Source organism: Pseudomonas yamanorum (assembly GCF_013386765.1).
GTDB lineage: Bacteria > Pseudomonadota > Gammaproteobacteria > Pseudomonadales > Pseudomonadaceae > Aquipseudomonas > Aquipseudomonas yamanorum_A.
Map to the genome: position 1 here is coordinate 220,558 of NZ_JACARE010000014.1, position 14,137 is coordinate 234,694.

Genomic DNA, 14,137 nt, shown 5'->3' on the forward strand with positions numbered 1-14,137 from the left:
CCCCAACAGGCGAGCATATGGCCTTCTGCCGTTAATGCTGCTGGCGATATGACTTATACCTTTCCTGCTGCACTGCTGATCTGCGTGTTAAGCCTGTGTAACGCTGGTGCCGTCGTGGCGGCTCCCGCCAGTGAAACAGCGCCTGCTGCCAGCACTCAGCAAAAGGCGCCGGCGAAAAAAGTGGCTCCCGCAAAGAAGGCGCCGGTGGCCAAGAAAGCACCGGCAAAGAAAGCCGCACCGGCTAAAAAGCGTGCGCCTATCGCCAGCAAATCCAAATCGGCCCACGAAGTCGCCAAGACTCAGCTGCCGCCAGCAGAGCTGGATTTGAGCCTGCCGTCGAACATGGTTCGCCACCTGCAACCCCTCGGCACCATGCCGCAGCCGAAGAATGTGCCGCTGCTGCCGCCGATGTTTGCCGAAAAGCCCACTGACAACAGCGCGTTCCAGATCAACGGGCGCCTGCTCAGCAATGAAATGCAGCTGCAACTGCGCAACGAAGAACGGCGCGAAGTGGAAGGCGCGGCACTGGATTTCCAGTTCAAGCAATAAACCCGACGAGTAAACGTGACGCGTACTCCTGACCTTCTGTCGCAGACTGGTCAGTCACTTTTGTTTTCGGTTAAAAACCCCTGTTAAGCCAATTTAAAACGTCTGTTTAAGGGCGTAGTCTTACGTGGCCATCAACACTGAGTTGTCGAGGATCTGTTCGTCATGAAATGCCGTGAAGGCTGTGGCGCTTGCTGCATTGCCCCATCCATCAGCTCTCCATTACCGGGAATGCCGGCTGGCAAACCTGCGGGCGAACGCTGCCTGCATCTGTCGGTCGAACAACTGTGCCAGTTGTTTGGCCAGCCTGAGCGGCCGGCGGTGTGCAGTTCGTTCCAGGCGGATATCGAGGTCTGTGGCAACAGCCAGGAAGAAGCGATCAGGTTGATCGGCTGGTGGGAACAGATGACGGCGGCTTAGTGGGCTGTTCAAAGTACTGAACTTCAACAATAAGGAATAAGACCATGGGTTCACTGAAACGAGTTGCGGTGTTGTGCGGTTTTACCGTTTTGTTTGCTGCTGCTGCACACGCTGAAGACTGGCAGACGGCCAAGGATGAGGACGGTATCAAAGTCTCCTTGAGCGAAATCGCCGGCTCCAAGTACAAGGCTTATCGCGGTGTGACCACCATCAAGGCACCGCTGGCCAAGATCCAGGCATTGCAGGAAGACGTGGCGGGGGCCTGTTCCTGGATCCACGAATGCAAGTCGCAGAAACTCCTCAAGCAGGAAGGCGACAAGAGCTGGACCTACACCCAGTTCAAGGCACCGTTCCCGGTGACCGATCGTGACTCGATCCTGGAAATCACCACCACCAAGGCCGCCGACGGCAGCGTGACCCGCAAGCTGTTGGAAGTGCCGACCTACCAGCCGGAAGTCAAAGGCTATGTGCGCGTGGCCCAGGTGGACGGTTACTGGAAACTGGTGCCCAAGGGCGACAACCTGACCGAAGTCACCTACCAGGTGCACACCGAGCCAGGTGGCAGCGTGCCGTCGTGGCTGGCCAACAAGTTTGTGGTGGACGCCCCGTTCAACACCTTGAAAGCCCTGAAAGAACACGCTGAGAAATAACAACAGCTGATCAGGTGCCTCCTGCCTTGAGTGGAACGATCTTCGAGCCCCCAAGGTCCAGATAGATGTAAGCCCACCCATGGGTTTTATCGAGGAGGCACTGATGCAAACGTGGAAAATTACCTTCGTTGATGATCATGGCGTGAAGTCCGTAGAGCAGTTCGTCTGCGGCGAAAAGCCAAGCCTTGAAGAGGCTGCCCATATGATCCGGGCGAAGTTGCTGCCAGTGGCTGCCGAACTGGACCTCAACGACCTGGAAGGCCGCACGGCCGAGCCCACGGTAAAAAGTCTGAAAGACCAGAACAGTATTCAAATCCTCGACATTTCTCCCGCCGCCTGAACATTTCCTGTACGTGTTTAAACAGCCTCTGGTGGAGCTGATAGCTTCGCGCTACTCTGCAATGGAGATCAGCGAATGAATCGCTAAGGTCTGGTCTTGTCAGCTACATGCTTGTCTCCCGGCGGCGACTTCATTGCCGTAACACCCGCGCCCTTGCAGCGCGGGCCTTGGGAAGCACGGAAAGTCTATCCATCGGTTTGAGGAGGACGTTTCATGAGCACAGCCTATCAAGAAGACATCAGCACCAACGTGTTGCGCCGCATGAAAGAGGGCGGCTTTGACTTCTCGCGTTTCCACCCCATCGAGTTCTACGCCATTTTCCCGGATGAGGAACGTGCGCGCCGGGCTGCGGGTCGGTTTCGTGGGGAATCGCTGAATGCCCAGGTCAGCGCGCGGGATGACGGCGCCTGGTACCTGGAACTGAGCAAAATCATGTTCGCCACCTACGACGGCATAGGAGACTTCGAGCAGGACTTTGAGGCGGTGGTCGAGCCCTTGGGCGGAATCATCGAGGGATGGGGCGTGAAACAGGAGGTGCGTGGGTTACCCATGTAGCGGCATGAACAACAACACAGCGTATCGGCTGACCTTTGGGTCGGCCGTTTTTGTTTCTGGCGCGGGAAAAATCCTGCACAAAAAAAAGCCACCCGAGCAGGGTGGCCAAAGGGAAGATCGGGCAGAAGGGGAACCGATCGGTACATCCCGTATCACGTTACCCCTTGAGAAAAAGATTTAGCTGTAGGAGGTGTCCTGTTCAGCTGATGAGCGCGATTATCCCCAGGGTTTGCCGGGCAGTGAAATCAACTCTGACTATGCTGTTGATAGTCATGGCCTGCATTGCAATGAGGCGCCGCCCATGACAGCGGGTATTTGCTGCACCGGGACGGTGCGGTGAGCGCTGAGCCTATATCCAACTGATTGATACTTAAGTGTTTATGCCGCTGGCACGGGCCTTGCGATGGTTCTTGCGTCCGGGTGACAAGGAGTACGGCATGATCCGCACTTATTACGATGAGATGTACGACGGGGCAGGGCAGGTGCGCCCCCATTACCGCGAATTTGCCCGCTGGTTGGCCGAGACGCCCCCTGAACTGCTGGCCCAGCGCCGGCGCGAAGCCGATTTGCTGTTTCACCGGGCCGGCATCACCTTCACCCTGTATGGCGACGAGCAAGGCACCGAGCGCCTGATTCCCTTCGACACGATCCCCCGCAGCATCCCGGCCAGTGAATGGCGGATTGTCGAGCGCGGCTGTATCCAGCGAGTCAAGGCGCTGAACATGTTCCTCGCCGACCTGTATCACGAACAACGCATCATCAAGGCCGGGATCATCCCCGCCGAGCAAGTGCTGGCCAACGAGCAATATCAGTTGGCGATGCAGGGCCTGGACCTGCACCGCGATATCTATTCCCACATCTCCGGCGTCGATCTCGTACGCGATGGCGACGGCACTTACTACGTCCTCGAAGACAACCTGCGCACCCCCAGCGGTGTCAGCTACATGCTCGAAGACCGCAAGATGATGATGCGCCTGTTCCCCGAACTGTTTGCCGCCCAGCGCATCGCGCCGATCGATCACTACCCCAACCTGTTGCTCGACACCCTGAAAAGCTCCAGCCCGCTGGATAACCCCAGTGTGGTGGTACTGACGCCTGGGCGTTTCAACAGTGCGTTCTTCGAACATGCGTTCCTGGCCCGTGAAATGGGCGTGGAACTGGTGGAAGGCGCCGACCTGTTCGTGCGCGATGACCGTGTGTTCATGCGCACCACCGACGGCCCCAAGGCGGTGGACGTGATCTACCGTCGCCTCGACGACGCATTCCTCGACCCACTGGCCTTCAACCCGGACTCCATGCTCGGCGTGCCCGGCCTGCTGGCGGCGTATCGTTCGGGCAATGTGGTACTGGCCAATGCCATCGGCACCGGGGTGGCGGATGACAAATCGGTGTACCCCTTCGTCACCGAGATGATCCGTTTTTACCTGGATGAAGAGCCGATCCTGAAGAACGTTCCGACGTTCCAGTGTCGTAATCCCAGCGAACTGTCCCACGTGCTGGCCAACCTTCCGGAACTGGTGGTGAAGGAAACCCAAGGCTCCGGTGGTTACGGCATGTTGGTGGGCCCGGCAGCCACGGCGGCAGAAATCGAAGCCTTCCGCGCACGCATCAAGGCCAAGCCCCACGCCTACATCGCGCAGCCAACCCTGTGCCTGTCGACGTGTCCGACCTTTGTCGAAAACGGCATCGCCCCGCGGCATATCGACCTGCGCCCGTTCGTGTTGCAAGGCAAGGAAACTCGCGTAGTCCCCGGTGGCCTGACTCGTGTGGCGCTGCGGGAAGGTTCGCTGGTGGTCAACTCGTCCCAGGGCGGCGGCACCAAAGACACCTGGGTGGTCGAGGATTGAAATATGTTGAGTAGAACTGCCTCGGATTTGTATTGGATGTCGCGCTATCTGGAGCGCGCGGAAAACCTCGCGCGCATGCTCGATGTCAGTTATTCGCTGTCGCTGATGCCCCAGGACGGGCGCGGTGATGGCCTGCATGAACTGGCGATGCCGTTGCTGATCACCGGCACCCTCGACGATTACCGCGAGCGCCACGGTGAACTGCACGCCGAGCGCCTGCTGCACTTCTTCGCCCTGGATGCGGCGAACCCGGCAAGCATCTATAGCTGCCTGGGTGCGGCCCGCGCCAGCGCCCATGCGGTGCGTGGGCGAATCACCGCCGACATGTGGGAAAACATCAACGCCACCTGGCTGGAAATTCGCGACATCGCCCAGCAAGGCCTGAGCCGCTATGGCATGAGCCGCTTCTGTGAATGGGTCAAGGAACGTTCCCACCTGTTCCGCGGTGCCACCTACGGCACCATCATGCGCAACGACGCCTTTCGCTTCATTCGCCTGGGTACCTTTATCGAGCGCGCCGACAACACCCTGCGCCTGCTGGATGCCCGCTACGAAATGGCCGGCGACCAGGCCGAAGCGGTCACCGATGGTACGGCCCACGCCTACTATCAGTGGAGTGCGTTGCTGCGGGCGTTGTCGTCGTTCGAGGCCTATACCGAGATCTACCGCGACGCCCCCGGCGCCCGGCAAGTCGCCGAGCTGTTGCTGCTGCGCGCAGATGTGCCGCGTTCGCTGCGGGCCTGCAGTGAAGAGATCGACCAGATCCTCGCCAGCCTGCCCGGCATCAACGGTCGCCCGGCTCAGCGCCTGGCAGCCGAGATGGACGCGCGCCTGCGCTATACCGCCATCGACGAAATTCTCGAGGAAGGCCTGCACGCTTGGCTGACCGACTTCATCCCCCTCGTGCGCGAGCTGGGTGATGCTATTTACAGTTCCTACCTGGAGGCGGCATGAGACTTTCCATCAGCCACGAAACCACCTACCACTACGAAGACCAGGTGCGCGCCAGCATCCAGTACCTGCGCCTCACGCCCCACGACAGCGAGCGCCAGCATGTCCTCAGCTGGCAGCTGGACCTGCCCCGGCCGGTGCGGGCGCAACTCGACCCGTTCGGCAACATCCTGCATGTGCTGACCCTGGACGAGCCCCACGAAGCCATCATCATCGGCGCCCGTGGCCAGGTGGACATCGACGAATTGCGCGAGGCCGAGCATGAAAGCCAGTCGGCCTTCCCGTTCCTGCGCTGTACCCGCTTGACCGAGCCGGACGACGCCCTGCGCAGCTTTGCCGAAAAGCACTGCCATCAACGCCGCGACCGCAGCGCGCTGATCGACCTGATGCACGCGCTGAACCAGTACATGACCTATTCGCCGGGCTCCACCGAAGTCGACACCTGTGCGGCCAAGGCATTTGCCGGGCGCGCCGGGGTCTGCCAGGACCACACCCACGCCTTCCTGGCCTGCGCCCGCAGCCTGGGGATTCCGGCGCGGTATGTGTCGGGGTACTTGTACAGTGAAGACTGCGAGCACCTGGCCAGCCACGCCTGGGCCGAAGCCTGGCTGGATGACGCCTGGTACAGCTTTGACGTGACCAACCAACTGGCCCGGCCGGAGCGGCATTTGAAGCTGGCGGTGGGCCTGGATTACCTCGACGCTTGCCCGGTGCGGGGCATGCGCCGTGGGGGCGGGCATGAGCAGATGCATGCCAAGGTATTTGTGGCGCCGACACCGGTGATTTCGGTGCAGCAGCAGTAGGATTCCGGGAGAGAGAGCGCTTTCTGCAGCAGGAAAGCTCTCTGTGCCAGGAAAGCTTTTTGTGGCGAGGGAGCTTGCTCCCGCTGGGCTGCGAAGCGGCCCCAAAACCTGCCCCCGAGTTCTATCTGGAGAAATGTGATTGTCTGATTGGGGGCTGCTGCGCAGCCCAGCGGGAGCAAGCTCCCTCGCCACAGGTTTACCCGAGCCTTAAGGCTGCTTTCTGCCTGCCATATGCTTCAAATACCCCACCAACAGGTCCAGGTCCGCATCCGGCAGCACGCTGGCAGCAAACGCCGGCATCTTCGCCTGCGGCCAGTGGCGCATGCTTTGCGGGTCGCGGATGTAGCGCTTGAGGAAATCACCGGAAAAATATTCGGTGGGGTTGTAAGGAATATTCAGGTCCGGCCCCACCTGCGCATCGCCCGCGCCGTTCAGGCGATGACACGCCAGGCAGTTCTTTTGGAACAGCGCGAATCCTTGATTCACCGGATCATTCGGCGCCAGTTTCGGGTCCGGCAGCAACGCCGGAAAACGCTCCGCAACCGTCTTCAATTGCTTGATCCCGGAGATCTGAAACGGCCATTGCTCAGGGCTGATATTTCCGGCCTGCGGGTCCGTCCACACCAGGTAAAACGGCCCGGCGCCGGGTTTGCCATCTGCGAGCGGCGGCCACGGATGCGCCGGATCCTCCACTGCCAACCACGCCCGCGCGCCGCTTTTTGACAACAGCGGCGCCGCCGTCAATTCAGCAGCAAATCCGTCGAGGGCCACCGCCTGCAGATGGTTTTCCGGCTGGATGCCCGGTAACAGCGCTGCCAGCGGCACCGCGCGATACGTCATGTTGCGCTTGTAGGAAACGTCATCAACGATCTGCACCGTCTGCACGTCCGGGCGCTTGAGCAGCTCGGCTGTTTCCCAGGTTTTGCTGGCGTGATCCAGTTCGATGGTCAATTGCGCGGCGTGCGCCGGCAGAGCCAGCAGGAGGGTCAGGAGGACGATGATCTGTTTCAAGGAAGGGCCCGTTCTGGAGTGGCGATACGGGTTTAAGATACCGCAAAACAACCTGAAATCGGCGCGCAAAACGGCAGCCCCTGACGGGATCGCTATACGCAATATCCCGAAAGGTGCTGCCAAAGGCTGCGATCCTGGCGCTGTGTCTGCGCAGAATGTGGAGTGGAAGAGATCACCCAATAACCTTGGTCAGGTTGGGCAAGATCAGAATCAGGGTAGTGGCGAAGAGAATAAGTCCCGCCTGACGAACTTTCGAATGCTTGAACATGGCTGACTGCCTTTTGTTGTTATTCCTGAGCGTCAAATGCGTGCCGGTCGATTTAACTATGACGGTGCTACATGACTCTTTTCTTACAGTTCTTACAGGTGCTCCAGCAAAACCCGGCAGCAACCTTTTACTTCTCCTACAGATTCAACCTTAGAGCCCCCGTTCTGCATGGCTTAGATCCATTTCGTCTCATGACCTAGCGGAGTCTTATTAAAAAGGCATGAGGCCAATTGCCAGCCAGACGCCAGCCCTACGGCTAGACAGCTAAAACGATTAATCAGCCGATTCTCGTAGCCTCCTACCGTTCGTCTGAGCGCGCACGTCAAGGTCAATGAGCGGTTCGGTCATTGAATCCGGCGCCCCGGCGCCTAAGGTAAGGGCACGATTCGTTGCCCAGTGATTCGAGGACGTCATGACCCAAGCTTTGATCTTTGATGCGATACGCACGCCCCGTGGCAAAGGCAAGGCGGATGGCGCCTTGCACAGCGTCAAGCCGGTAAACCTGGTGGCCGGGTTGCTGACGGCGCTGCAACAGCGCACCGGCCTGGATACGCGGCAAGTGGATGACATCGTCCTCGGCTGCGTCACACCGGTTGGCGACCAGGGCGCCGACATCGCCAAGACCGCTGCCCTGGTGGCGGACTGGGACGTCAGCGTCGCCGGTGTGCAGATCAACCGCTTTTGCGCCTCGGGTCTGGAGGCGGTGAACCTCGGCGCGATGAAAGTGCGTTCAGGGTTTGAAGACCTGGTGGTGGTCGGCGGTGTCGAGTCCATGTCCCGCGTGCCCATGGGCAGCGACGGCGGCGCCTGGGTGCTCGACCCGCAAACCAATATGCACAGCCACTTCACGCCGCAGGGCATCGGCGCCGACCTCATCGCCACGCTGGAAGGCTTCACCCGCCAGGACGTCGATGCGTTCGCCCTGCACTCACAACAGAAAGCGGCGCGGGCAAGATCAGACGGCTCCTTCAACAAGTCGCTGATCGCGGTGCAGGACCAGAACGGCATCGTGCTGCTGGACCAGGACGAGTTCATCCGCGCCGATTCCACCCTCGAAGGCCTGGGCAAACTCAAACCCAGCTTCGAAATGATGGGCCAGATGGGTTTCGATGCCACGGCCTTGCGGGTCTACAGCCATGTCGAACGTATCAATCATGTGCACACACCGGGCAACAGTTCCGGGATCGTCGACGGCGCGGCGCTGATGTTGATTGGCTCTGAAGCGAAGGGCCGCGAGCTGGGCCTGCAACCCCGAGCGCGGATCGTCGCTACGGCGGTCACCAGCACCGACCCCACCATCATGCTCACCGGCCCGGCGCCGGCAACCCGCAAGGCCCTGGCCAAGGCGGGCCTGCGGGTGGAAGACATCGACCTGTTCGAGGTCAACGAAGCGTTTGCCTCGGTGGTGCTCAAGTTCATCAAGGACATGGGCATCGACGCCACCCGGGTCAACGTCAACGGCGGCTCCATCGCCATGGGCCACCCGCTGGGCGCCACGGGCTGCGCGATTCTCGGCACCCTGCTCGACGAACTGGAGGTGCGCCAGCAGCGTTATGGCCTGGCCACCTTGTGTGTCGGCGGTGGCATGGGTATCGCCACCATCATCGAACGCCTCTGAGCCTAAGGAATCAGTCATGACCGATGCCATTCGTTACGAAAAAGGCCAGGACCAGATTGTGGTGCTGACCATCGACATGCCCGGCCAGAGCGCCAACACCATGAACGGGGTGTACCGCGAGGCCATGGCGGCCACGGTCGCCCGTCTGGAAGCCGAGAAGGACTCGATTGCCGGGGTAATCATCACCTCGGCGAAAAAGACCTTCTTCGCCGGCGGCGACCTCAATGAATTGATCAAGGTCGACAAGCCCCACGCCAAGGCTTTCTACGACAGCGTGTTGCTGTTGAAGGCGCAGTTGCGCACCCTGGAAACCCTCGGCAAGCCGGTAGTGGCCGCCATTAACGGCGCGGCGTTGGGCGGAGGTTGGGAGATTTGCCTGGCGTGCCAGCACCGCGTGGCGCTGGACCACAAGTCGGTACAGATCGGCCTGCCGGAAGTCACCCTCGGGCTTTTGCCGGGCGGCGGTGGCGTGGTGCGCATGGTGCGTATGCTGGGCCTGGAAAAGGCCTTGCCCTACTTGCTGGAAGGTAAAAAGATTACGCCGCAGCAGGCGCTGCAAGCCGGATTGATTGACGAGCTGGCGGCAGACCGTGACGAGCTGCTGGCCAAGTCCCGGGCGTGGATCCTGGCCAATCCGGACGCGAAACAGCGTTGGGACATCAAGGGTTACCAGATCCCTGGCGGTACGCCGTCCAACCCGAAAGTCGCGCAAATGCTTGCCATCGCGCCATCTGTATTGCGTAGCAAAACCAATGGCTGCTTCCCGGCCCCGGAGAAAATCCTCTGCGCCGCCGTGGAAGGCGCCCAGGTGGATTTCGACACCGCGCACCTGATCGAAACGCGCTACTTCACCGAGCTGGTTACCGGGCAAGTGGCGAAGAACATGATTGGCACCTTCTGGTTCCAGCTCAATGAAATCAACGCCGGCAGCTCGCGGCCCAAGGGCTTTGCGCCGTATGTGACACGCAAGGTTGGCGTGCTTGGCGCCGGGATGATGGGCGCGGGCATTGCCTACGTCAGCGCCTCGGCGGGCGTTGAGGTGGTGCTGAAGGACGTCAACCTGGCGGCAGCGGAGAAGGGCAAGGCCCACTCGGCAGTGTTGCTGGACAAGAAGGTCAGCCGTGGGCAATTGACCGCCGAACAGCGGGAAACCATCCTCGCGCGGATTATCCCTACAGAATCCGATGCCGACCTCGCCGGCTGCGACCTGATCATCGAAGCCGTCTTCGAAGACCGGGAGCTCAAGGCCAAGGTCTCGGCTGCCGCGCAAAGCGTGGTGGGTGCCGACGCGGTAATCGCCTCCAATACCTCCACCTTGCCCATCAGCGGCCTGGCCACGGCGGTGCCTGACCAGGGCAAGTTTATCGGCCTGCACTTCTTCAGCCCGGTGGACAAGATGCCCCTGGTGGAAATCATCAAGGGCGCCCGCACCAGCGACGAAACCCTGGCTCGGGGTTTTGATTTCGTACTGCAAATCAAGAAAACCCCGATCGTGGTCAACGACAGTCGTGGCTTCTTCACCTCGCGGGTGTTCGGCACCTTCACCAACGAAGGCATCGCCATGCTCGGCGAAGGCGTGGCCGCTCCGATGATCGAGACCGAGGCACGCAAGGCCGGCATGCCGGTGGGACCGCTGGCGGTCTCTGACGAAGTTTCCCTCAGCCTGATGAGCCATATCCGCCAGCAGACGGCCAAGGACCTGCAGGCCGAGGGCAAGCCGTTACCCCAGCATCCGGCGTTTGCGGTGATCGATTTGTTGCTCAACGAATACAAACGCCCGGGCAAGGCCGCGGGTGGCGGTTTCTACGATTACCCGGCGGGCGGGCAGAAACACTTGTGGCCGGAGCTGAAAAGCCGCTTTGAAAAGCCCGGCCAACAGATCTCGCCACAGGACGTGCGCGACCGTTTGTTGTTCATCCAGGCCATCGAAACCGTGCGCTGTGTGGAGGAGGGCGTGTTGATGTCGACGGCCGATGCCAACGTTGGCTCGATCTTCGGTATCGGCTTTGCCGCCTGGAGCGGCGGGGCGCTGCAGTTCATCAATCAGTACGGCCTGAACGACTTCATCGCCCGGGCGCGTTACCTGGCCGAGCAATACGGCGAGCGCTTCACGCCGCCGGCGCTGTTGTTGGAGAAAGCTGCACAAGGTGAAGTGTTTCGGTGACCAAATGTGGGGCTTGCCTTGGAAGGGTATTTCAAGGCAGGCTCTGGGGGTGTTCATTATTCCCATCGCCGTGTCAGGTATTTTTTATGTCGTTACGCGTGTGCATCCTGGAAACCGATATCCTGCGTCCCGGGCTGATCGATCAGTACCAAGGGTACGGGCAGATGTTCAAGCGCCTGTTCTCCAAGCAGCCGATTGCCGCCGAGTTCGTCATCTATAACGTGGTGCAGGGTGAATACCCGGCGGATGAAGAAGTGTTCGACGCCTACCTGGTGACGGGCAGCAAGGCCGACTCCTTTGGCACCGATCCGTGGATCCAGACCCTCAAGACCTACCTGCTGGGCCGCCATGCCCGTGGCGACAAGCTGATCGGCATCTGTTTCGGCCACCAACTGCTTGCGTTGCTGCTGGGTGGCAAGACCGAGCGGGCGACCAAGGGTTGGGGCATGGGCATCCATGACTACAAACTGAACGCCAAGGCCCCGTGGATGAGCCCGGTGGTGGAAGAACTGACGCTGTTGATCAGCCACCAGGACCAGGTCACCACCTTGCCGGAAAACGCCACCGTGATCGCGTCCAGCGAATTCTGTCCGTTTGCGGCGTACCACATTGAAGACCAGGTGCTGTGCTTCCAGGGCCACCCGGAATTTATCCACGACTATTCCCGCGAGTTGCTGGAGATTCTTCAGACAACCTTGGGGGAGAAGGTTTACACCAACGGTGTGGCCAGCCTGGAACGAGACCACCACGGCGTCACCGTGGCGGAATGGATGATGCGGTTTGTGGCGCACAAACCAGAAGCCGGCGCGGCCTGACGCACAATAATGTAGGAGCTGGCTTGCCTGCGATGCAGACACCTCGGTTTTTCAGTAAAACCCAGGTGATGCTATCGCAGGCAAGCCAGCTCCCACAGTTTGATCTTCTGCACATTGAAGAGCGTGTTACAGCCAGCCTGAACGCTTGAAACTGGCCCACAACCCCGTACACCCCACCGCAATAAACCCCAGCACCGCAAAATAGCCGTAGTGCCATTGCAGCTCCGGCATGTTCTGGAAGTTCATCCCGTAAATCCCGGCCACCGCCGTCGGGAACGCCAGAATCGCCGCCCACGCGGCAAACTTGCGCTGCACCACGCTTTGGCGCTGGGCTTCCAGCAACACCCCAATCTCAATGGTCTGGCTGGCAATATCCCGCAGGGTGGTCAGGTCTTCCATCTGCCGCGTGACGTGAATCTGCACGTCGCGAAAGTACGGGCGCATGTTCTTGTCGATAAACGGAAAACTCAGCTTCTGCAGCTCCTGACTGATTTCCACCATCGGCGCCACATAACGCTTCAGCCGCAGCACATCGCGGCGCAAGCCGTGGAGTTTTTGGATGTCGTGTTCATTCAGGGAGTTGCACAGAACATTGCGCTCCAACTCATCGACCTCGGCATGAATCGCCTCGCTCACGGGCTGGTAGTTCTCGGTGACAAAATCCAGCAGCGCATAGAGTACGAAATCTTCCCCATGCTCCAGCAACAGCGGCCGCGCCTCACAGCGCTGGCGCACATAGCCGTAGGACGCCGAATGGCCGTTGCGGGCCGTGATGATGTAGCCGTTGCCGGCAAAGATATGGGTCTCGATAAACTCCAGCTTGCCGTTATCGCGAACCGGTGAGTAGGTCACGATAAACAGCGCGTCGCCGAAGGTTTCAAGTTTGGGGCGGCTGTGTTTTTCCAGGGCGTCTTCGATGGCCAGTTCGTGCAGGTTGAACTGGCGTTGCAGGTTGGCCAGTTCCAGGGCGCTGGGTTCTTCCAGGCCGATCCACACAAAGTGGTCGGGCTTGGCGGCCCAGGCCGCGCCTTCGTCGAGGGTGATATCGGTGACTTTCTTTCCGGCGCTATAGACGGCGGCCGCAACAACTCTACCCATGGTGCTGATCGCTTCTTTATTGGATGACAGTTGCTGGGCAGCTTAGCCTGAACGCGCCCTCTGTAGGAGCGAGCTTGCTCGCGAAAAACCTGAGAGCGGCGCTTTAATCCAGAAAGGTCGCGTAATCGTTAACGTCCTTCGCGAGCAAGCTCGCTCCTACAGGGGACCATTTCCAGTTCTCGATCCATGGCCTCAATACAGTCTTTCATTTGCTCGCGGCAAGTCTGCATTAACAGCGGCATGTCATCCATCGTCAGCCCCTTCGTAGGAATCGGCGGCAACGAGCGAATCAGAATATCGCCGCTGTTCCAGCGGTTGAGCTTCATCTGCTTCACATAGGTGCTGACACACACCTGCACAATCGGCACGCCCGCGGCGATAGCCATCTGGAACGCGCCTTTCTTGAACGGCAGCAGGGTTTCGCCGAAGTTGCGCGTGCCTTCCGGGAATACCCAGATCGAGGTGTCTGCATGCTGCAAGGTGTGGGTGGTGGTCAGCATCGAACGCCGTGCCTTGTGCGCGTTGCCCCGGTCAATCAACACATTGCCCGCCAGCCAGAACAACTGGCCGAACAGCGGCACCCACTTCAGGCTCTTCTTGCCGATACACACCGTGCGGTAGGGCACCACCGTGCCGAACACAAACAGGTCATAGTTGGACTGATGGTTGGCGATGATCACGCAACTGCTGGGCTTGTTGCGCAACGAGTCGACATCCGCCTTCACCCGCAAGCGCAACAGCCACATCGCCGGCACGGCATACAGGCGCGCGCAGTAACGACTGTTGTCCGGGTTAAACGGCCGGCAGATCCCCAGCAGCACGCCCAGCACGCCCGCAATCATAAAATGCAGGCCCATCAACAACATGCGTAACAAAAAAAGCATCGACACAGCCCATCGGGACAAAAGGTGGCGCAGTGTACGGATGTGCACTGTATTCGGCAATTGCCCCTATAGAGTCAGGAGATAGGCGATGTTTAAGCGCATGTTTCAACAAGACGTGACAGACACTGTCTAGAGCGGTTGTAGGCAATCCAGAATTCTTTGTAAGA

At 59.9% G+C, this 14,137-nt stretch carries 14 protein-coding genes; 11 read left to right on the forward strand and 3 right to left on the reverse strand.

What is annotated here, in order from left to right:
- The first annotated feature begins 48 nt into the window (after nucleotides 1-48).
- From HX875_RS09470 to HX875_RS09505, 8 genes are all read left to right on the forward strand, one after another.
- The gene (locus HX875_RS09470) at nucleotides 49-549 is read left to right on the forward strand and encodes a translation initiation factor 2 (RefSeq protein WP_177042988.1); all 501 of its coding nucleotides are present in this window, start codon (nucleotides 49-51) and stop codon (nucleotides 547-549) included.
- A 162-nt stretch (nucleotides 550-711) separates the two neighbouring features.
- Complete coding sequence (locus HX875_RS09475) at nucleotides 712-966, forward strand: YkgJ family cysteine cluster protein (protein ID WP_088424663.1); 255 nt, start codon at nucleotides 712-714, stop codon at nucleotides 964-966.
- Nucleotides 967-1,010: 44 nt separating this feature from the next.
- On the forward strand, nucleotides 1,011-1,616 hold the full coding sequence (locus HX875_RS09480) for an START domain-containing protein (protein ID WP_177042989.1): 606 nt from the start codon (nucleotides 1,011-1,013) through the stop codon (nucleotides 1,614-1,616).
- 103 nt (nucleotides 1,617-1,719) lie between these two features.
- Complete coding sequence (locus tag HX875_RS09485; protein ID WP_177042990.1) at nucleotides 1,720-1,956, forward strand: hypothetical protein; 237 nt, start codon at nucleotides 1,720-1,722, stop codon at nucleotides 1,954-1,956.
- A 213-nt stretch (nucleotides 1,957-2,169) separates the two neighbouring features.
- Nucleotides 2,170-2,511, forward strand: a complete 342-nt coding sequence (locus tag HX875_RS09490; RefSeq protein WP_003193463.1) for a ribonuclease E inhibitor RraB — start codon at nucleotides 2,170-2,172, stop codon at nucleotides 2,509-2,511.
- Nucleotides 2,512-2,948: 437 nt separating this feature from the next.
- On the forward strand, nucleotides 2,949-4,358 hold the full coding sequence (locus HX875_RS09495; protein ID WP_177042991.1) for a circularly permuted type 2 ATP-grasp protein: 1,410 nt from the start codon (nucleotides 2,949-2,951) through the stop codon (nucleotides 4,356-4,358).
- 3 nt (nucleotides 4,359-4,361) lie between these two features.
- Nucleotides 4,362-5,312, forward strand: coding sequence for an alpha-E domain-containing protein (locus tag HX875_RS09500; RefSeq protein WP_177042992.1), 951 nt, complete (start codon nucleotides 4,362-4,364; stop codon nucleotides 5,310-5,312).
- Nucleotides 5,309-6,112 (forward strand): transglutaminase family protein, encoded by an 804-nt coding sequence (locus HX875_RS09505; protein ID WP_010165966.1) that lies wholly within the window; start codon nucleotides 5,309-5,311, stop codon nucleotides 6,110-6,112. Before HX875_RS09500 ends, HX875_RS09505 begins: the two co-directional genes overlap by 4 nt.
- A gap of 207 nt (nucleotides 6,113-6,319) precedes the next feature.
- On the opposite strand, the gene HX875_RS09510 is transcribed toward HX875_RS09505, so the two are convergent.
- The gene (locus HX875_RS09510; protein ID WP_177043110.1) at nucleotides 6,320-7,123 is read right to left on the reverse strand and encodes a c-type cytochrome; all 804 of its coding nucleotides are present in this window, start codon (nucleotides 7,121-7,123) and stop codon (nucleotides 6,320-6,322) included.
- A gap of 680 nt (nucleotides 7,124-7,803) precedes the next feature.
- Here HX875_RS09510 and HX875_RS09515 point away from each other — a divergent pair.
- The 3 genes from HX875_RS09515 to HX875_RS09525 all read left to right on the forward strand — a co-directional run bounded on the left by HX875_RS09515 (nucleotide 7,804) and on the right by HX875_RS09525 (nucleotide 11,988).
- Nucleotides 7,804-9,009 carry an acetyl-CoA C-acetyltransferase gene (locus HX875_RS09515; protein WP_177042993.1) on the forward strand — a complete coding sequence of 402 codons (1,206 nt, stop codon included), beginning with the start codon at nucleotides 7,804-7,806 and terminating at the stop codon, nucleotides 9,007-9,009.
- Nucleotides 9,010-9,025: 16 nt separating this feature from the next.
- Nucleotides 9,026-11,173 (forward strand): 3-hydroxyacyl-CoA dehydrogenase NAD-binding domain-containing protein, encoded by a 2,148-nt coding sequence (locus HX875_RS09520; RefSeq protein ID WP_177042994.1) that lies wholly within the window; start codon nucleotides 9,026-9,028, stop codon nucleotides 11,171-11,173.
- Between the two features lie 86 nt (nucleotides 11,174-11,259).
- On the forward strand, nucleotides 11,260-11,988 hold the full coding sequence (locus tag HX875_RS09525; protein WP_177042995.1) for an amidotransferase: 729 nt from the start codon (nucleotides 11,260-11,262) through the stop codon (nucleotides 11,986-11,988).
- A gap of 126 nt (nucleotides 11,989-12,114) precedes the next feature.
- On the opposite strand, the gene HX875_RS09530 is transcribed toward HX875_RS09525, so the two are convergent.
- Nucleotides 12,115-13,086, reverse strand: a complete 972-nt coding sequence (locus HX875_RS09530) for a magnesium and cobalt transport protein CorA (protein ID WP_177042996.1) — start codon at nucleotides 13,084-13,086, stop codon at nucleotides 12,115-12,117.
- A 128-nt stretch (nucleotides 13,087-13,214) separates the two neighbouring features.
- Complete coding sequence (locus HX875_RS09535) at nucleotides 13,215-13,970, reverse strand: lysophospholipid acyltransferase family protein (RefSeq protein ID WP_177042997.1); 756 nt, start codon at nucleotides 13,968-13,970, stop codon at nucleotides 13,215-13,217.
- Between the last annotated feature and the right edge of the window lie 167 nt (nucleotides 13,971-14,137).